The organism is Capnocytophaga bilenii (genome assembly GCF_017565765.1).
Classification (GTDB): domain Bacteria; phylum Bacteroidota; class Bacteroidia; order Flavobacteriales; family Flavobacteriaceae; genus Capnocytophaga; species Capnocytophaga bilenii.
In genome coordinates this window covers 172,485-191,419 of sequence record NZ_JAGDYP010000001.1, presented here as the reverse complement: position 1 = coordinate 191,419, position 18,935 = coordinate 172,485, and the positions used below count along the sequence as shown (strand labels likewise).

General features: G+C 36.3%; 18 protein-coding genes and 1 tRNA gene. 16 read left to right on the top strand and 3 right to left on the bottom strand.

What is annotated here, in order from left to right; all coding sequences use genetic code 11:
- Positions 1–11 precede the first annotated feature (11 nt).
- The 3 genes from J4N46_RS00985 (at position 12) to murI (ending at position 2,322) form a co-directional block, all read left to right on the top strand.
- On the top strand, positions 12–866 hold the full coding sequence (locus J4N46_RS00985; protein ID WP_009414923.1) for an OmpH family outer membrane protein: 855 nt from the start codon (positions 12–14) through the stop codon (positions 864–866).
- Positions 867–898: 32 nt separating this feature from the next.
- Positions 899–1,432, top strand: a complete 534-nt coding sequence (locus J4N46_RS00980; protein ID WP_208057511.1) for an OmpH family outer membrane protein — start codon at positions 899–901, stop codon at positions 1,430–1,432.
- Positions 1,433–1,512: 80 nt separating this feature from the next.
- The gene (gene murI / locus J4N46_RS00975) at positions 1,513–2,322 is read left to right on the top strand and encodes a glutamate racemase (RefSeq protein ID WP_208057510.1); all 810 of its coding nucleotides are present in this window, start codon (positions 1,513–1,515) and stop codon (positions 2,320–2,322) included.
- 28 nt (positions 2,323–2,350) lie between these two features.
- Here murI and J4N46_RS00970 read toward each other — a convergent pair whose 3' ends face one another.
- Complete coding sequence (locus tag J4N46_RS00970) at positions 2,351–3,331, bottom strand: lytic transglycosylase domain-containing protein (protein WP_208057509.1); 981 nt, start codon at positions 3,329–3,331, stop codon at positions 2,351–2,353.
- A gap of 447 nt (positions 3,332–3,778) precedes the next feature.
- On the opposite strand from J4N46_RS00970, the gene rho reads away from it, so the two are divergent.
- From rho to J4N46_RS00935, 7 genes are all read left to right on the top strand, one after another.
- Complete coding sequence (gene rho / locus J4N46_RS00965; RefSeq protein WP_208057508.1) at positions 3,779–5,437, top strand: transcription termination factor Rho; 1,659 nt, start codon at positions 3,779–3,781, stop codon at positions 5,435–5,437.
- A 134-nt stretch (positions 5,438–5,571) separates the two neighbouring features.
- Positions 5,572–5,656, top strand: a tRNA-Ser gene (locus J4N46_RS00960).
- 55 nt (positions 5,657–5,711) lie between these two features.
- Positions 5,712–6,470 (top strand): hypothetical protein, encoded by a 759-nt coding sequence (locus J4N46_RS00955; protein ID WP_236013505.1) that lies wholly within the window; start codon positions 5,712–5,714, stop codon positions 6,468–6,470.
- A gap of 310 nt (positions 6,471–6,780) precedes the next feature.
- On the top strand, positions 6,781–6,975 hold the full coding sequence (locus tag J4N46_RS00950) for a hypothetical protein (RefSeq protein ID WP_208058025.1): 195 nt from the start codon (positions 6,781–6,783) through the stop codon (positions 6,973–6,975).
- 57 nt (positions 6,976–7,032) lie between these two features.
- The gene (locus tag J4N46_RS00945; protein ID WP_208057506.1) at positions 7,033–8,175 is read left to right on the top strand and encodes a carboxypeptidase-like regulatory domain-containing protein; all 1,143 of its coding nucleotides are present in this window, start codon (positions 7,033–7,035) and stop codon (positions 8,173–8,175) included.
- A 4-nt stretch (positions 8,176–8,179) separates the two neighbouring features.
- The gene (locus J4N46_RS00940; RefSeq protein WP_208057505.1) at positions 8,180–10,009 is read left to right on the top strand and encodes a prenyltransferase/squalene oxidase repeat-containing protein; all 1,830 of its coding nucleotides are present in this window, start codon (positions 8,180–8,182) and stop codon (positions 10,007–10,009) included.
- Entirely contained in the window at positions 10,009–11,181 is a 1,173-nt protein-coding gene (locus tag J4N46_RS00935; protein WP_208057504.1) for a site-2 protease family protein, read from the top strand. The genes J4N46_RS00940 and J4N46_RS00935 overlap by 1 nt, the downstream gene beginning before the upstream one ends.
- A gap of 379 nt (positions 11,182–11,560) precedes the next feature.
- Here the strand turns inward: J4N46_RS00935 and J4N46_RS12820 are convergent, their stop codons facing one another.
- The gene (locus tag J4N46_RS12820) at positions 11,561–11,692 is read right to left on the bottom strand and encodes a hypothetical protein (protein ID WP_009751308.1); all 132 of its coding nucleotides are present in this window, start codon (positions 11,690–11,692) and stop codon (positions 11,561–11,563) included.
- A gap of 79 nt (positions 11,693–11,771) precedes the next feature.
- On the opposite strand from J4N46_RS12820, the gene J4N46_RS00930 reads away from it, so the two are divergent.
- The 3 genes from J4N46_RS00930 to J4N46_RS00920 are packed head-to-tail and all read left to right on the top strand — an operon-like array spanning position 11,772 to position 14,137.
- Entirely contained in the window at positions 11,772–11,990 is a 219-nt protein-coding gene (locus tag J4N46_RS00930) for a hypothetical protein (RefSeq protein ID WP_208058024.1), read from the top strand.
- 13 nt (positions 11,991–12,003) lie between these two features.
- On the top strand, positions 12,004–12,696 hold the full coding sequence (gene prfH / locus J4N46_RS00925) for a peptide chain release factor H (protein WP_208057503.1): 693 nt from the start codon (positions 12,004–12,006) through the stop codon (positions 12,694–12,696).
- 49 nt (positions 12,697–12,745) lie between these two features.
- Entirely contained in the window at positions 12,746–14,137 is a 1,392-nt protein-coding gene (locus J4N46_RS00920; RefSeq protein WP_208057502.1) for an RtcB family protein, read from the top strand.
- Between the two features lie 20 nt (positions 14,138–14,157).
- Here J4N46_RS00920 and J4N46_RS00915 read toward each other — a convergent pair whose 3' ends face one another.
- Positions 14,158–15,402 (bottom strand): exo-beta-N-acetylmuramidase NamZ family protein, encoded by a 1,245-nt coding sequence (locus J4N46_RS00915; RefSeq protein ID WP_236013503.1) that lies wholly within the window; start codon positions 15,400–15,402, stop codon positions 14,158–14,160.
- 61 nt (positions 15,403–15,463) lie between these two features.
- Between J4N46_RS00915 and J4N46_RS00910 the strand changes: the two genes are divergently transcribed.
- From J4N46_RS00910 to metK, 3 genes are all read left to right on the top strand, one after another.
- Positions 15,464–16,621 carry an ABC transporter permease gene (locus J4N46_RS00910; protein ID WP_208057501.1) on the top strand — a complete coding sequence of 386 codons (1,158 nt, stop codon included), beginning with the start codon at positions 15,464–15,466 and terminating at the stop codon, positions 16,619–16,621.
- A 26-nt stretch (positions 16,622–16,647) separates the two neighbouring features.
- A complete protein-coding gene (locus tag J4N46_RS00905) occupies positions 16,648–17,193 on the top strand; it encodes a hypothetical protein (RefSeq protein ID WP_208057500.1) in 546 nt (181 codons plus the stop codon).
- A gap of 228 nt (positions 17,194–17,421) precedes the next feature.
- Positions 17,422–18,675 carry a methionine adenosyltransferase gene (gene metK / locus J4N46_RS00900; protein ID WP_208057499.1) on the top strand — a complete coding sequence of 418 codons (1,254 nt, stop codon included), beginning with the start codon at positions 17,422–17,424 and terminating at the stop codon, positions 18,673–18,675.
- Positions 18,676–18,935: the final 260 nt, after the last annotated feature.

Here is an 18,935-nt window from a genome sequence, read left to right as displayed (position 1 = left end):
CGATATTTTCTATGAAAAAAATACAGATATTATTTTTGATATTCTTATGCGCTGTAAAGGTATCCTATTCACAAAAACCGTCTAAGATAGGTTATGTAGATATGGAATACATTTTGGGGCAATTAGAAGACTATAAAGTGGCAAGTGAGCAATTTGCTTTGCAAGTAGCCCAATGGCAACAAGAAATAGACAAAAGAACAGAAAAAATAGCAGCCGAAAAAGCAAAATTGGAAGCAGAGCGTGCTCTTCTTACTCCTGAACTTATCAAAGATAAAGAAGAAGAAATAGCCCTATTGGAACGAAACTTGAATGCTTATAAAGAACAAAAATTTGACCCTGAGAAAGGAGAGTATATAAGCCAGAAGTTTATGTTGGCAAAGCCTATACAAGATCAAGTATTCAATATAGTACAAGAGATAGGTAAAATGCGCAAATATGACTTTATATTTGAAAAAAGCGAAGCTACAATGTTATATTCTACTGAACAGCATAACTTGAGCAAAGTGGTACTTCGAGCATTAAAGAAGAAAGATAATGCCGAAGATAGGAATAAAGATATGGCTGAACTGCTAAAAGAGAGTTATGATTTTGAGTTTGTAGAGGAACGAGTAAAGAAGCGAAAAGAGGCTGAAAAAGCACGTGAAGAGCGCCGAGTGCAATATGAGCAAGAACGCTTACGAAAAACGGAAGAAATGAAGCAACAGCGCGAAGCCTTGCGATTACAAAAAGCAAAAGAGCAAGAAGAACGCCAGCAAAAACTGAAAGAAGAGCGGGAAGCCCAAAAAGCACAACGCCAAAAAGCACAAGCTGAACAAGCACAAAAATTGCAACAAGAAAGAGAAGCAAAAAAACAACAAGGAAAATAGTAAACTTTTAAAAACAATTAATTATAAAGCCAATGATGAAAAAAATTAGAACGCTGATGATAGCATTAGCTCTATTTATAGGAGCTACTACGGCAGTAACTGCACAAGTGAAAATAGCACATATTGATGTGCAAAAACTTTTGGAAGAAATGCCCGAAAGAAAATCGGTAGAAGCCCAATTGAAGAAATTGGAACAAAGCTATACCAACGATATTCAGGCAGCTATAAAAGAACTACAAGCTCGTGCAGAAAAGTATCAAAAGGAAATAGCAGCACTTACAGAAGCTCAATTAAAAGCTCGTGAAACGGAGTTCTTAAAAAAACAAGAAGAGTTACAAAAGATGGAAGAAAACATCCGTCAATCACAACAAACAGCTGCACAAAGCCTACAAAAGAAACAACAAGAGCTAGTAGAACCTTTGCTTAAGAAAGTGAAAACAGCAATTGAAAATGTAGCTAAAGAAAAAGGACTTCAGTATGTATTAGATTCAAGTACAGGCTCAAGCGTAATTGTAGCTACAGGAGAAGACTTGTATAGTGTAGTAAAAAAGAAATTAGGATTTTAATCATAGTAAGTTAATTTTTTGGAAAAGTGTTCTTAATTAGAACACTTTTTTTAATTTTGTACTGTAAAAAATGATTAAGAATGGACACTTTAAATGATAAAAATACAGCACCTATAGGTCTTTTTGATTCGGGAGTAGGAGGGAGTACTATTTGGAAAGAAATTGTTAGCCTAATGCCATATGAAAATACTTTGTTTTTGGCAGATAATAAAAATGCTCCCTATGGTGAAAAAAGTCGTGAAGCGATTATAGCTTTATGTGACGCAAATACGCAATTTTTATTGGATAGCGGAGCTAAAATAATAGTAGTAGCTTGTAATACAGGTACTACCAATGCTATTACTTATTTGAGAGATAAATATAAACAAATACCTTTTATAGGTATAGAACCAGCCATTAAACCTGCTGGTTTGCAAAGTATTACTAAAAAAATAGGTGTGCTGGCAACACGGCGTACGCTCACAAGTAGCCTATTTGCCCAAACAAGTGAGCATTTGAAACAAGAAGAACAAGTACAAATTATAGAGCAAGTAGGGGAGGGGCTTGTAGATTTGATAGAAGCTGGTGCTATAGAAAGTCCTGAAATGGAAGTTTTGTTACGCAAATATCTCTTACCAATGGTTGCACAAGGAATAGATTATTTAGTGTTGGGGTGTACGCACTATCCTTATTTATTACCTCAAATACAACAAATTATACCTTCTCATATAAAAGTAATAGATTCGGGTTACGCAGTTGCTAAACAGACCCGTAATATACTTGCTAAATATCACCTATTGAATGAGAAAACAACTACACCTTCGCATTTATGGATTACTAATGGAAATTTACCTATATTGGAAATGTTTGCTCCAAAAAATATGCCTAATCTACAAATAAAAAAGATGTAAGCTGCTGTGCTTACATCTTTTTATAGGTTTACTTTTTTGGTATTTTTATATAATAGGTTTTACCATCTTTATTTTCTAATTTTCTATCACGCAGCCAAGGATTGTATATTTTTAAATCTTTATAAGTGATATTGTACTGTTTAGCAAAGCTGATTAAGTTGGTTATTGAAGAATCTATCATTACACTATAAGTAGGCAGCTCGTTATACAAATGTCTTTTATCAAATATGAAACCATACTTCTTAGGGTTTTTCATTATTTCTTTCACTGCTAAAATACGAAAAACATAGCGAGAGGTTTCATTGTTTAGCCAAAGGTCATAATAATTATTAGTTTCTTGCAGATTGGCTTGCCTATTCATTCCGGTTACGCCAGCATTGTAAGCTGCTGCAGCCATTGTCCAGCTGCCAGTACTGCGTTTGGCTGCATTTAGATAATCACAAGCAGCCTGAGTGGCTTTTTCTAAATGGTAACGCTCATCTACTTGATCACCTACTTCTAAACCATATTCCTTAGCTGCCGACTTCATAAACTGCCAAAAACCACTTGCTCCTGCTGGTGATACCGCATTGGTAAGTCCGCTTTCTATAAGTGCTAAATACTTAAAATCATCGGGGATATTGTTACGTTTTAAAATAGGCTCTATAATAGGGAAGTATTTATTAGCTCGCTTGATATACAACAATCCATTTGATTGCCAATAGGTATTTACTAAAAATTCACGGTCAAGACGCTCATATACATCGGGTTCTTCAATAGGAACTCTTTCGCCTGCAAAGTCTAATTTTTCAGGCAAATCAATTGCATATACTTTGTAATTATTAAAAAAGCTCTCTTTTAGGGGGGAATCCTCAGTATCTTCTAGGGTAGTTGTTTCGTCTGAACGCAATTCTTCAGCTTGCTCGTAGATGTTTTTTTCATCTTTTTTTACTGACATTGCATTCACTAAAAAACCTGACATCAATATAATACTACCTGTTATTAAAATATGTCGTATTGTTCTTTTCATTATTGAAACTATTTTTCGGGGCAAAGATATGAAATAATGTTTAATTATCAATGATTAGTGCTTAATTTTGTTTTTTGTAAGTTCTAGTAGTAAATGCAATTTACTGAACAAAAATAAATGTTTTTCTTTGTTGTCAAACAACTACAAATGACTATTGAAGATATAAAGAAATATCAATATAAAATTAATAACAGACCGAACCTAAAGATTTATTTTACCAAAAGACAAACTAAAAAAATTACTTGGGGGTGGCATTGGCAGCGCAAAAAAAAATATTTATTAAAAATTGAACATTAAACATTATTTTGTATCTTTGCGCCCGATTCCTCTTCCTTATTATATCAGAATAACCACGTAACTTTCTGAGAAACAAGAATGAAAAACCAAAGATTTTCAACTACTAGTATATAATCATTCACCTTAATAACAACTATTTTTTACCTAGAAATGTCTGATTTTACAGAATTAAAAGCAAAAAAGCTAACTGAATTACAGGAAATGGCTAAGCAGCTAAATGTACCTAAATATAGGTCGCTAAATAAGCCTGAACTAATTGAACAAATTATTAATTATCAAGCAAAAACAGTTCCTGCTGAAGATAATAAGGCTGACGACCAACCACAAGAAGCTGCTGCTAAAAAAGAAACAACTACTCTACCCAAAGTGAAAATTAATGAGTCTACTGCTAAAAAAGAGCCTACGAGCAAGAAAACAAAGAAGAAAAAAATAGATACTCCACAAAAAGTAGGTAGCTCACACCAAGATAATCAGAAAAAGAATAATCTGCAAAACAAAAATCAGAACCCTAATAATGCTGCTGTTAGCACTACTAATAATAGTAATAATAATGGTAATGGTAACGGCAATAATAGCAACAACAATAACAATAATAACAATAATAACAGCAATAACAATAGCTATGATAGTTATATAGATTCTTATAACTTTGATAAGGAGAAAAAGAATCGTTATCGCGCTCCTGATTTTGAGTTTGATAGTATTGTTGATTGTGAGGGGGTGTTGGACATTGCTCCTGAGGGGTATGGTTTTTTGCGTTCTTCGGACTATAATTATTTAGCTTCGCCTGATGATATCTATGTTTCCCCTTCACAAATTCGTTTATTTGGATTGCAAACGGGTGATACGGTACACGGAGAGGTACGTCCGCCTAAAGAGGGAGAAAAGTATTATCCGTTATTAAAAGTTATAAAAATCAATGGGTTAGACCCTCAAGTGGTGAGAGACCGCGTGCTTTTTGAACACTTAGTACCTGTATTTGCTAATGAGAAATTTGAATTGGCTGGCAAGGGAAGTACTACTTCAACACGCTTAATAGACCTTTTTGCACCCATAGGTAAGGGACAACGAGGAATGATTGTGGCACAACCTAAAACGGGAAAAACGACCTTACTAAAAGAAATTGCTAATGCTATTAGCAAAAATCACCCTGAGGTGTATTTGATGGTACTGCTGATAGATGAGCGTCCTGAAGAGGTTACTGACATGCAACGCAATGTGCGTGGTGAGATTATTGCTTCTACTTTTGACAAAGAGGCTGCTGAACACGTAAAAATAGCTAATATTGTATTGGAAAAAGCGAAACGAATGGTGGAATGTGGGCACGATGTGGTGATACTTCTGGATTCGATAACTCGCTTGGCGCGTGCTTATAATACGGTGCAACCTGCTTCGGGCAAAATACTTACTGGAGGGGTGGATGCTAATGCTTTGCATCGTCCGAAGCGCTTTTTTGGTGCTGCTCGTAATATAGAAAATGGTGGTTCTTTATCTATCATAGCTACAGCACTGACAGATACAGGTTCTAAAATGGATGAGGTTATTTTTGAGGAATTTAAAGGTACGGGTAATATGGAACTGCAATTAGACCGCCGTATTGCTAATAGGCGTATTTTCCCTGCTATTGACCTAATGGCTTCTTCTACGCGCCGTGATGACCTTTTACTTGACGAAAAGACACTGAACCGAATTTGGGTGCTACGAAAATATTTGGCAGATATGAACCCTATTGAGGCAATGGAATTTATGGAAAATAGGATAAAACAGAGTAGGAACAATGAAGAGTTTTTATTGACAATGAATGATTAAATGCGCTGATTAATAATGTATTATATTTTTGCAGTAAAAAAAGTTGATATTTTTTTGACAAAAAATTTGCAAGTTTAAAAAATAGTCGTACCTTTGCACCCGCATAAATGAAACAACGGAATATTGGTGCAAATGGAGAGATGGCAGAGCGGTTTAATGCGGCGGTCTTGAAAACCGTTGAGGGTAACACCTCCGGGGGTTCGAATCCCTCTCTCTCCGCAAAATTTATGAAAAGCTAAAACAATGCGATATTGTTTTAGCTTTTATGTTTTTTATGGATCAGATTCTATTTTTTACTATAGAGCTTTCGGTAGCAGTAGGTGTTTTTTATGCCCTTAAATGGTATTTAAAAACGCACAGAAATGATTTTGAAAAGCGAGTAGAAGCCTATTGCCCGTCTTCTCCTCTACCTGAGGCGAGACAGCTATACATCACTAAGCGAAAAAAAATTATAAAATATATTTTTATAATCGCAGCAATTGTCTTTTCGTTAATCCCTTTTCTGTTTATTGGGCTGTGTGTCGATTTTGAGGTGATACGCCAAATGGATAGCGTACCCTACTTGCTTTTTGGTTATATATTGTTAACGTCTATTACCACATTTGTCCCATATTTGCTAATAATTTTCTATTATTTATACTACATTATCAATAGGACTACACAAGCGCAACAACTGCTCTTGGCAGAGATGAGCGAAGAAGATTTTGCCTATTTGGAAAAGGTAAAGCAAGTATCGAGACTATTGTATCACTTACCTCCCTTTATGCTATGTCAAGATAAATTATACATTTTTAAGCTATTGCATATCATCGAGATACCGGTAAACAGCATTAATAACATCAGTATTATTTCAGAAGACCAATATAACAAGATAAATGTACTAATAGAACACACTAAACGCACTAGCTTAACTATAGATAGAGAATTATATTCGTTTCTCACAGCATTTATGTTTAAATACCGCTCAGCTACAGGCTATGTAGCAGAGGGGCAAAAGGCTATTCTAAATTCAATTCAGTATTTTTTATGTTGATTTTTTTTGTAAAAATATTCTCTATATTATCATTAGATAAGTATCGTTTTTACACTATCTTTGCTAAGTTGTTAAAAAATACCTTCCAAATATATCATTTTTTCAAAAAATTAAGAGTTCTAAAAATTTTAGTAGGTTATACCTTTATAATTGTTTATTTTATAAAGAATTTACTGTTAAATTTGAGTTAAACTGTACTTTTCTTTTGGTTACTTTAAAATACTTTTTTTTATCTTTGTACCGTAAAAAGGAAGTAACCGATGCCTTACCCAAAGAAGGTTTGATTTCCAGTATTAAAATATAAATAGTTATGGAAACAAATGTAAACAAAGTGCAAGTTTGCGAACTTGACGAAAAAGCTTTAGTAAATGCGTTTGAAGTAGAGGAACTTGAAAAGCGCTATGAAATGGGATGGTTTAGTGGTGGTTCTATGAATTTCGAAATCACTGTAGACCACAATGGGAATTTAGGAGGTAAAGCTGGAGCAACACTTCCTATTAAATAAATTAATTTCGCATAGGGTAATTAGTTTTTCTAATTACCCTTATTTTAAAACCTAAGTATGAAAAAAGTTTTACTAATACAATTTTTCTTGTTGCAAAGTTTATTACAAGCTCAAACAATAGAATTTACTGTACTTGATGCTACAACAAAACTACCTATAAGTAATGTAGAGATATATTATACTAACTCTATCAATGGTACTATTACTAACGAAGAAGGCAAGGCAAAAATAGCTTTAGAAAATGATACCCTTACTTTGAGTCATATAGGCTATACTACTAAGAAGAATTTCACAGATAAAACCTTTGCTAAAGCAACCATTTATCTCAATCCTCAGGAAATACAACTTGAGGAAGTTGTGTTGTACAATTTTGATTTGAAGAAGAGAGTGAAGTATGTTTTAGATAATTACTTCAAATTATATGACACTAAGGCAAAGATAGTAGAGTGTACTTATCGAGAAAAGATGATAAGAAATGATACTCTAAGAAGACTTTACCAAATACAATTAGACTGGTGGAGTAAGAATTATGTATATCAGTTTAAAGAACCATTAAATAAAAATGTACAAATACACCTTAAAAATACTGATTATTCCAAGATTTCTAATTTTGAAGACGGAACCAACTCAGCATTTTTTGAACCTACTTTTATTTTTCAGTATCTTCATCTCAATCCATATTTAGTGTTTTTGTATAATGCTAAGAATATACAAATCAAAAAAGTAGAAAAGGATAAAGAGCATACTATTGTAACTTTTGATTTTGACATTATTTCCAATAAAGAAATAATACAGTTTGCAAATTCAGTAATTTATTTTGATAATACTACTAATGCTATCAAGCGAATTGCATTCACTCAAAAACCTATAAATGGAGGCGGAGTGTCAGAAAAGAAAAAGATACCTTACAAGACAATTAATAACAAAGGTACTTGGGAACTTACCTTTACCTCTTACAACAATAAATTATTATTCAGTTCATTTACTGTAAAAATGAGTTGTATGTTTCAATATGAAAACAAGCAAGATTATGTTAATATTGAGCAATCTTTTTTACGCACAGGTATACAAAACAAACATATCAAAAAAGAAAATAGAATAGACGTAGAAAAACCTTTCTTTGAATATGTTACCCCTCACAAACAAGGTGAAGCCAAGTTTTTACTTACTAAAGAAGAACAAGAATTTATAAACCAATAGCCTTATGCCCTCCACTGAGAAATCTCCAGAATTTTACAAGCATTACCCCGCTTTGTTTCACACTTATTTTCCTACTATAAGTGCTGAAACCTTACATTTGCTCTGCAAAGCAGGTTATACCTATTACAATGCAGTGCTTTGTTTAGACGCCTTAGTAGATGAGGGCGATACAAAAGCATTGGTAGAGATGCTTGCCTTGCAAGAGGAAACAATTAAAATTCTCACAAGTATTTACGGTTATAAATCGTCTTTTTGGGAACTATGGCAACAGCGTAAAGCGGAGTACTTTAAGGCTATACAAACCGAAAAACGCCTACTTACTACCCCTGAAGTATCGTTTGAACAATACAGTAGCTTAGCAGATGACAAGTCGGCTTTTGGCAAAATAGCTATAGATAGCCTTTGGGTACAAAGCAACTCTCAAAACAAGGCTGTGTACAAAAAATTATTATTGTCACATCGCTATTTTTCAGTAGGGTTTCAGCTCTATGACGATGTAAAAGATTTTGCACGTGATGTACGCCGTGGGCAATTCAATTGGGCGGTTTATCAGTTGCAACAAAAAGTAGATTTTGCAGGAGAACAACACGAGCCTAACACCCTTCACAAATATTTGTTTGTAAAAGGCGTGGGGCAAGACTTGCTGAAAGAAGCTATTGTACAGTTTGAAAAGGCAAAAGCTGTAGTAGCTGAGCTGAATATTCCCAGCGGGTGGTTGCAAACTATTGAGCAGATGATTACTACTATCCAAAGCTATTTGGAAACTACCGAAGGTTATTTGGCTGTGCTAAAAACCACTCTTGCTCTTAAAAAAGAACGAAACACTGCCCCTCTTTTCAATTTTTCAGCAGTAAAAGAAGAGAGCATACACAAAGGCTTGGATTTTATAGAGCAAGATTTCCGTCAGCATTACGCTGAACTGAAACATACTATGTACTTAGGTAATGCCGAAGGCTTTGAGAACACTTGTCAGGTACATACCTCCGATACTTTCCAACGTGCACTATTAGACGATTGCTTTTACACTATTGCTCAAAGATACCAGTTGCTCATTACATCTTTCTTTGAGGAGGAATTCCACTACTTTATGGAGCGTATCAATCCCGAAGTAGGCGCTTGGCAATACTTCCCCACCGTACAAGAAATAGCTCCTGATATTGACGATTTGGCGCAAATAATGCAGTTCTTTATTCATATTGGCAAAAAAAATGAGATTGCTAAACACTGTCAAAAAGCTATTGATACGGCTATCAATAGTAGAAGTTGTACTAATGGGGGCATTGAAACGTGGATACTTCCCAAGCACAACCTAACACCTCTACAGCAAAAGCAACAGTATTTCAACGAAAGCAAATGGGGTACAGGTCCCGATGTGGAGGTAGTAGCTAACTTCTTGTATGCGCTCCATCTTTATGACCCAAAAGCCTATTTGTCTGTTATCCAAAAAGGAATTAGTTATTTATTCTCTCAACAAAAAGAAGAAGGTTATTGGGAGAGTCGTTGGTATTACGGCAATTACTATGGTACCTACGTTTGTGTGCGCTTGTTGCAACGCTTTAGTGAGCAATATACAAACCAGATACAGCGTGCTGTCAATTATATCAAAACTCATCTCCCTACTGAACCCCTTTCTATGGCATTGGCTTTACTCACTTTAAAAATAGTGGAGCTCAACACTGATGAAACTGCTATAATCCTACAAGAACAATTGCTTGCTACTCAAAATACCTCAGGAGGGTGGGAAGCTATGAACTTTATCAAACCTAAAGCGTACGAACCTTATAAAAGCGAGACACTCACTACGGCTTACGCCCTTAAAGCCCTTTGCTTCTAATGCAAAACAAAATTCCACATATTAATCCCTCTATTACTTTCAATAAACTCAATGATAAAGAGTTTATTCTCTGTAACATTCTGCATAAGCATTATTTGAAAATTAATAAAGATACTTATGACCTCCTTTCACTCATAGACAATGAGCGCTCTCTTCAAGAGATATGTGAACTACACAACCAGCAATCTGAAAAGAAAATTACAGTAAACGCTCTGCACTTTCTTCTTTACAACAAACTCTCAAAGTATGGATTGTTAGAAGGCGAAGAAGAACAAATAAAACCTTATCAAAAGCCTTCTTATCTCAAGCTGAGTTTTATCATTTTTAGCAAGCGTTTTATTGCTAAAATCACCCCTTCACTACATTTTCTTTTTCGCAAGAAAATCGCTTGGCTTATCTTATTCGTCTGTACAATGGTGATAGGTACAGAGCTTTATTTACTTTTAGATGGTTATAAGAGTTTTAAGGTGCAAGAAAGTGTTATTTTCTTTTTGGTGGTAATGGCTATAAGTGTTACTTTTCACGAATTGGGGCACGCTACCGCAGCAAGCCATTTTGGGGCAGAACACGGAGGAATCGGCGGTGGTTTCTATTTGTTTACTCCTGTTTATTTTGCCGATGTTACTGATGTATGGCGACTCAAGAAATGGCAACGGGTGGTAGTAAATTGTGCAGGAATGTATTTTGAAATCATTTTCTGTACCTTGCTCTCATTAGTAGGGTTATTGTTAGGACAAATAAGTCTAACTCTCATTGCTATTATTGTTTGTTTACATACTTTTTTTAATCTCAATCCATTTCTCAGAAGCGATGGTTATTGGATACTCTCAGATATTACAAATAAACCTAACCTTTTGCAACACTCTTTCCGCAAAATAGGTGATATTTTTAGAATGATCAAAGGTAAAAAGGTACAGTGGACAAAAATAGATTTTCTCTTATTAGTCTACGGTTTAATAAGCTATAGTTTTATTGTACTGTTTGTGTATTATGTACTATTTAAGAATCCTAACTCTATATTACATTTCCCTCAAAACTTATATCATTTCCTTAAAAGTTTATGTAATAAGGACGCTACCATTAGTTTGGTATCATTTGGTGAGTTGATTGTACCAATGCTATTCTTTTATCTCTTGTTCAGCTTTTTAAAGGGAATTTTCTGCAAAAAATAAATATTCTTGTTTCTGGAATTGGTAGAAATCTGGAATTATATATAGATTTTTGTTTGTTCAGATTTTATTATTACCTTGTGTAACCACAAAAACTAAAATACTATGCAGACATTAATTACAAAAACAGCTAAACCCGCTAAAAAAGAAGCTAAAAAAAACTAACCAATGCTGAAAAAGATAAGCTTATAAAAGAACTTTCAGAACAAGCCAACAGAAATATAGCTTATAAATTTATGTTTAACTATTTAGGGAACAACACTATTTAAAAAATAATTCTTCTTTTTTTCTTGCTAATTCAAAAAATAGTAGTACCTTTGCCGCCGAATTACGAACAAATCATTGTTTAACCTTATAAATACACACGAAGAAATGACCTACATCAAGTTACATATCGCATCTGTATTACCTTTGCACAAGGTAACGCTTCGTGGCGTATCTGCTTGATTAGAATAATAGTATAAAATATAGAAGAGCCCGAAGCACCCGCTTCGGGCTTTTTGTTTTTCCTCACAAATAGAATTTTTAGGACATCTTCCTATCACATTTTCCCGAAGCAATTAAATTGTTAATTATTAATTGTCAATTGAAAAATGGGAAATCTATATATTACCCCCGAAGGCGTTTCTCGTCTTCGCAATAGTAAAATCTATGGAGGTAGTTATTCGTGGAATCAATATCAAAAGCACTATACACCTAAGGAAAAGTACAAACGCACTCCACTGAAAGAGATTGCCCCCCTTAAGTATCACACCCCAGCAATAGAAATAGGGGAGATGCTTTTAGAGTGCAAGCCATATGTGCAATTATAAAATAAAAGAAAAAATGGAAGAAAAAATCATACAAATCACCGCAGGGCGTGGTCCCTTAGAATGCCAATGGGTGGTAGCTAAAGTACTGAAAATATTTTTGCAAGAGGCTACCCAAGCAGGTATCAACTATACTATTCTCAGCCGAGAGGAAGGCGATGCTAATCTGACTATAAAATCGGTTACGTTACAACTTAAAGGAAAGGAGCTATCGGATTTCCTGAAAAGTTGGCTCGGTACGGTTTGTTGGGTTGGCAAGAGCACCTTTCGCAAATTCCACCAGCGAAGCAATTGGTATATAGGCGTTTTTGAACTTAACCAACTGCAACGCCAGCCTTTCTCGGAGCGCGATGTACAATTCCAAACTACTCGGTCGCAAGGCAATGGCGGACAGAATGTAAACAAGGTAAATTCGGCAGTACGTGCTACCCACCTGCCTACTGGTGTCAGCGTATTTGCGCAGGACTCGCGTTCGCAACTCGACAATAAGAAGCTCGCCCTCAACCGTCTGAGGGAAAAGCTCGCTGAAATAGAGCTTCGGCAACTTGCCGAGCAAGCGCAAAACCATTGGAACAATCACACCCAAGTGCAGCGGGGCAATCCTGTTCGTACCTTTAATGGCTCTGACTTCAAAAGCACTTACGTAGAGAAGAGCTATAAGAAGGAACGCACTGCGGCTAAGAGGGAAATTAGGGAATTTGTTAATTAGCAAATGAGAAAATTAGCAAATTAGCAAATTGACAAATCAACAAATTATTATGGCAAATTTAAAACTCAAAGGGAAAGACCTACTGAAGTTAGGTTTCCCAAATAATCAATCTATTAATGTAGCGTTGGAAGTGATGAAGCGCAATTACGCTACTAAAAACTTAGCGTATGTTAAGTCGGTGCTCGAAGATATTTTAAAAAATCCTGCACAATACGAAGGTCATCTTACTTTTGGTCAGATAGCCGAAGCGCTACTTTCGTCTACTAAAACTGAAAAAAGACAGCTCAACAGCTTGCGTGCCCCTTATCATATCTTTGGCGAGGACATCACCGAAGAGGCAAAAACACAACTCTATACGGCTCTGAAACTCCCTATTTCGGTTGGGGGTGCCCTGATGCCTGATGCCCATAGCGGCTATGGCTTGCCCATAGGGGGCGTGCTAGCGGTAGAGAATGCAGTGATTCCTTATGGGGTAGGGTTGGATATCGGTTGCCGTATGTGCCTCAGTATCTTGGATATACCAGTGTCGTATCTCTCGGGGGCTCGTGATAAGTACGAGAAAGCCCTCGCCGAACATACGAAGTTTGGTATGTACGAAACCCACAAATCGCACGTAGAACACGAGATTTTTGACCGCGATACTTTTTCGCTTATCCCTATCCTCAAACGATTGAAAGATAAGGCAATTAAGCAGATGGGTACTTCGGGCAGTGGCAACCACTTTGTAGAGTTTGGCGAGGTAGAACTCTTAGCAGACGACCCACAAATAGGGCTCCCTAAAGGAAAGTACTTGGGTATCCTTTCGCATAGCGGTTCGCGTGGGTTCGGGGCGGAGATAGCGCAGTATTACGTACGTGTGGCAGCCGAACAATGTCCGCTACCCAAAGAAGCGCAGCAGTTTGCGTGGCTTGACCTCAATACTCACTTGGGATTGGAGTATTGGACGGCTATGAACCTCGCTGGTGATTACGCTTCAGCTTGTCACGATGACATTCATCGCCGACTTATTCGTGCGGTAGGTGGGCGACTCAGAGCGCGTATTGAGAACCACCACAATTTTGCTTGGAAAGAAATTCATAATGGCAAGGAGGTGATAGTACACCGCAAAGGGGCTACCCCTGCTGGTGAGGGAGTATTGGGTATTATCCCTGCCTCGATGACCGATGCTGGCTACATTGTGCGTGGCAAGGGCAATGCCGAGAGTTTCAATTCAGCCTCACACGGGGCTGGGCGTGCCTTCTCGCGCAATGAGAGCAAAAACCGCTTTACGAGTTCGGATATTAAGAAAGCTCTGAAAACCAAAGATATTACCCTTATTGGGGGTAATGCTGAAGAAGCACCTATGGCGTATAAAAACATTGAAGCTGTAATGCAGTCACAAACTGATTTGGTAGCTGTTATTGGCACTTTTCAGCCTAAAATAGTAAGAATGGACAAGTAAATCAACAAAAAAATACCTGCTTATGGATAAAGCAGGTATTTTTGTCTTGTTTTTTTGAATTTATTGAGTTCTTGTTGCCAACTTAGGCGTATTTCGGCTTCTGTTTTCCCTTCAGTAATTTGTTTTTTTAGCAAATCATTGCCTGCAATTTTATTAAATGATGAGGTAAAGAAAGGTGTTTTTACACTTTTGCCTTGTTCAAAGGCTTTTTTGAGCCAAGTAAGATTTATTTGTGATAGATAGGGTGTATGGCTTAGGTCTTCACCATAACACTGTTTGCCATTAAATTTGGGGCTTTTATCGCCTTCATTGGGCTTGGGGGTAAAGTGAAAAGTTGTTTTAGCAAAATAAGGAGAGCCATATATTTGAAACTGCTGATTAGTACCCCGCCCCATACTCACATTAGTTCCTTCAAAGAAACACAAACTTGGATAGAGATTGACCGCTACCTCATTGGGCAAATTGGGTGAAGGTTTTACAGGCAGTTTATAAGGCATTTGATGATTGTAATAAGCCAATTTTACAACTTTAAGATTGGCAGTAACTCCTTTTTCAAGCCATTTTTCACCATTAATCATTTGAGCATATTCGCCTATGGTCATTCCGTATACAATAGGTACAGGGTGCATTCCTATAAAACTTTTAAAAGCAGGTTGTAATACAGGTCCGTCAATATAATGAGCATTAGGGTTAGGACGATCTAACACTATAAGAGGAATATGCTGTTCGGCACAGGCTTCCATCACATAGTGCAGTGTAGAGATATAGGTATAAAAGCGAGCCCCAACATCTTGGAGGTCAAAAAGCATAACATCTATATCTTTAAGTTGTTGCGGCGATGGTTTTTTATTTTTGCTATATAAAGAAATTATAGGAAGACCTGTTTGAGTATCCTTACCATCTTTAATCACTTCTCCTGCATCGGCTTGCCCTCTAAAACCGTGCTCGGGAGCAAATACTTTAGTTACCTTAATTTTCTTCTTCAGAAGCGTATCAACTAAATGAACATAGGTATTTTTTTTAGTGCGAACAATACCTGTTTGATTCGTAACTATTCCTACATTCTTATTTTGTAAATCATTGGTATATAGATACATTCGATTAGCACCTTCTACTATTTCTTTAGGGTGTTTATCCTTTGTTTGCTGAGTAGTGTCGGTACGTGGTTGTCCATTATTTTTGCAAGATATGAGCGTACATATTAAAAAAATTGTAACTTTGGCACCATAAAAAGGGCATATTGTTTTGAATACAGAATATTTCATAGCTAAAAAGGTTATATTTTCAAAGGGCGACAAAGGTACAATATCTTCACCAATTATCAAAATGGCAATTGCAGCTATTGCAATAGGAATGGTGATGATGCTTATTGCTATTGCTACAGGTACAGGATTACGCCAAAAAATTCGTGAAAAATTAGTAGTCTTTCACGGGCATATACAGATTTTTGCGTATGACAATAACGCCTCAGAAGTAAGTACCCATCCCATTTCCATAAACCAAGAATTTTATCCTTACTTTAAGCAAGTTCCAGAAGTTACTCATATACAAGCAGTTGCTACTAAAGGAGGAATTATACGTACTGAAAACACTTATGAGTCTATCTTAGCTAAAGGAGTAGGCAAAGATTATAATTGGCAACTTTTGCAAGATTTTATCACCGAAGGGCGTACCCCTAATGTATCGGGCGAAGAAATCTCAAACGAAATTCTTCTTTCTACCTATTTAGCTAACCGGCTGCATCTAAAAATTGGAGATCATTGCCACGCTATTTTTCTAAAAGATGAAGATTCGCAAACGCCCAACCAGCGTAGTTTTAAAATTGTAGGTCTGTATAACAGTGGTTTTCAGGAGTTTGATGCCTCCTACGTTTTTACAGATATACGACAAATACAGAAAATGAACAAATGGCAACAAGATGAAGTAGGTAATTTTGAACTCTTTATCAATGATTTTGACCGTATTGAAGATGTAGGTTACAAAGTATATGGTGCTGTAGGGTCATTTTTAGATGCCCAAACAATTATTCAGAAATTTCCCTTTATCTTTGAATGGGTAGGTATGTTCGATTTCAATATATACCTAATTATCGGTATAATGATTATTGTAGGAGGTTTTAATATGATTACAGCCATTTTAGTACTTATATTAGAAAAAACACCTATGATTGGCGTACTGAAAAGCTTAGGAATGACCGATCGCAGTATCAGAAAAATATTTTTGTACAATGCCACTTACATCATTGGCTTAGGGCTTTTATGGGGAAATGTCTTAGGTTTTTTGTTATTATGGCTGCAACAGCGATATAGCCTCATCAAGTTAGATGCCGCAACTTATTACGTAAGCGAAGTACCCATTGCAATAAGCAGTATTGCAGTGATATTGCTAAACATAGGTGTATTGCTCTTATGTCTGCTGATGTTATTAGTACCTACTTACGTAATTACTAAAATATCCCCTACAGAAACAATGAAAATAAAATAATAAAGAACTTTTAAATAAATTATCGTATGAAAATGAGACTTTTTTTTAGTTTTATTACTTTTTTATTAGTAAGTAGCTACGTTATGGGGCAAAGTCCCAATATTTTATCACCTTCCTACCAACAAAATAAGAAAAATATATGGACTTATGGCGGAAACGTTGGCATAAACTTCACGAGTTACGGCTTAGGAATAGACTTATCACCTCAAATAGGGCTAAAAGTTACAGATGATTTAGAAGTAGGGATTGTAGTGAATGGTAGTTTGCAAAATTCAGAGTACTTTCGTAGTCTTCTTTTGGGGGTAGGCCCTGTGGCATCGTACTATATAGGTAGAGTTGCTTACCTTAGCACCTCCTATCAGCATTATTTTGTATCACAAAAACACAAAACACTCGATACTACTTATAACACCAACGAAGATGCGCTATATATTGGAGCGGGCTATATGCAACAACTCGGAGCTAATGTATATATGCGCTTTGGCGGAAGCTATAATATACTTTACAAAGAAGGAAAAAGTATTTTTGGCAGCCGATTTATACCCAATATAGGGGTAGTAATAGGACTATAACATCCCGTGCAGCTCGCAAAAAATAATTATTTTAAACTTGACAATTAAACATTATTTTGTATCTTTGCCGCAGAAATAATAACAGGAGGACAAATTTGTACTGATTGCAACCTCTTGGGGTACTCCCCTAAAAATGCTAAAACAGTAATTTTCATTACTCTTCAACATCATAGTACCCCAAATAAAAGCAGGGCAACAATTGTCTTCTACCTAAAAATACAATAACAAATGGGATATTTATTTACCTCTGAGTCCGTTTCTGAAGGACACCCTGACAAAGTGGCAGACCAAATTAGCGATGCCCTTATTGATAACTTTCTCGCCTTTGACCCACATTCCAAGGTGGCTTGCGAAACTTTAGTAACCACAGGGCAAGTGGTATTGGCAGGGGAAGTGAAATCTAACACTTATATTGATGTGCAACAAATTGCGCGCAATGTAATCAAAAAAATTGGTTACACCAAAAGCGAGTATATGTTTGAAGCAAACTCGTGCGGGGTATTATCAGCAATACACGAACAGTCGCCCGATATCAATCAAGGAGTAGAACGCGGAAAACCTGAAGAACAAGGTGCTGGCGACCAAGGAATGATGTTTGGCTATGCCGTAAACGAAACTGAAAACTATATGCCATTGGCTTTAGACCTTTCGCACGCATTACTAAGAGAATTAGCCGATTTGCGCCGCGAAAATAAAGAAATTACCTATTTACGCCCCGATGCTAAAAGCCAAGTAACTTTAGAATATGACGATAACAACAAGCCTGTGCGCATCAATACCATTGTTATCTCAACGCAACACGATGATTTCGATACCGAAAAAGCAATGCTAAAAAAAATCAAAGAAGACATTGTGCACATCCTCATTCCTCGCGTGATTAAGAAGTACCCCCAGTACGCACCCTTCTTTGATGACAATATCATTTACCACATCAACCCTACAGGTATCTTTGTAATTGGGGGTCCTCACGGCGATACAGGCTTAACAGGACGTAAAATTATTGTTGATACCTACGGAGGAAAAGGGGCTCACGGAGGAGGTGCTTTTTCAGGCAAAGACCCTAGCAAGGTAGACCGCAGTGCGGCTTATGCGATGCGTCATATTGCTAAAAACTTAGTCGCTGCAGGGGTTGCTAGCGAAGTGCTTGTACAAGTAAGCTATGCTATTGGGGTAGCTGAACCTACGGGAGTATATGTGAATACTTATGGAACAAGCAAAGTAAACCTAACTGATGGTGAAATAGCAAAAAAAATACAAGAAATTTTTTCGTTGTGTCCCTATGATATAGAACAACGTTTGAAATTGCGAAATCCTATTTATAGCGAAACCGCCTCATATGGGCATATGGGACGTACCCCCCAAGTAGTTACTAAGGTATTTTCATCACCGTATCACAAAACCAAAGAACTTACTGTAGAGCTTTTCACTTGGGAAAAATTAGATTATGTAGAAAAGGTAAAAGAAGCCTTCCAACTATCATAGAACGAAGCTGAAAAGTCTTTATAAGAAGAAAAATAGTATCACGACTTTGGCAAACTTTTATAGTTTGCCAAAGTTTTTTTTGCAATACTCTCAGCGAACCTTGAGCGAAGGATGAGCGAAGGATAAGCGAACCTTGAGCGAAGGATAAAACGCACCGAAGGAAAGTCAGCAATTGCCAAATATGTGATACTAAATTAATGATTAATCATTGCTTATTAAACATTATTTTATATCTTTGCCTATGAAAAATAAATAAGAAA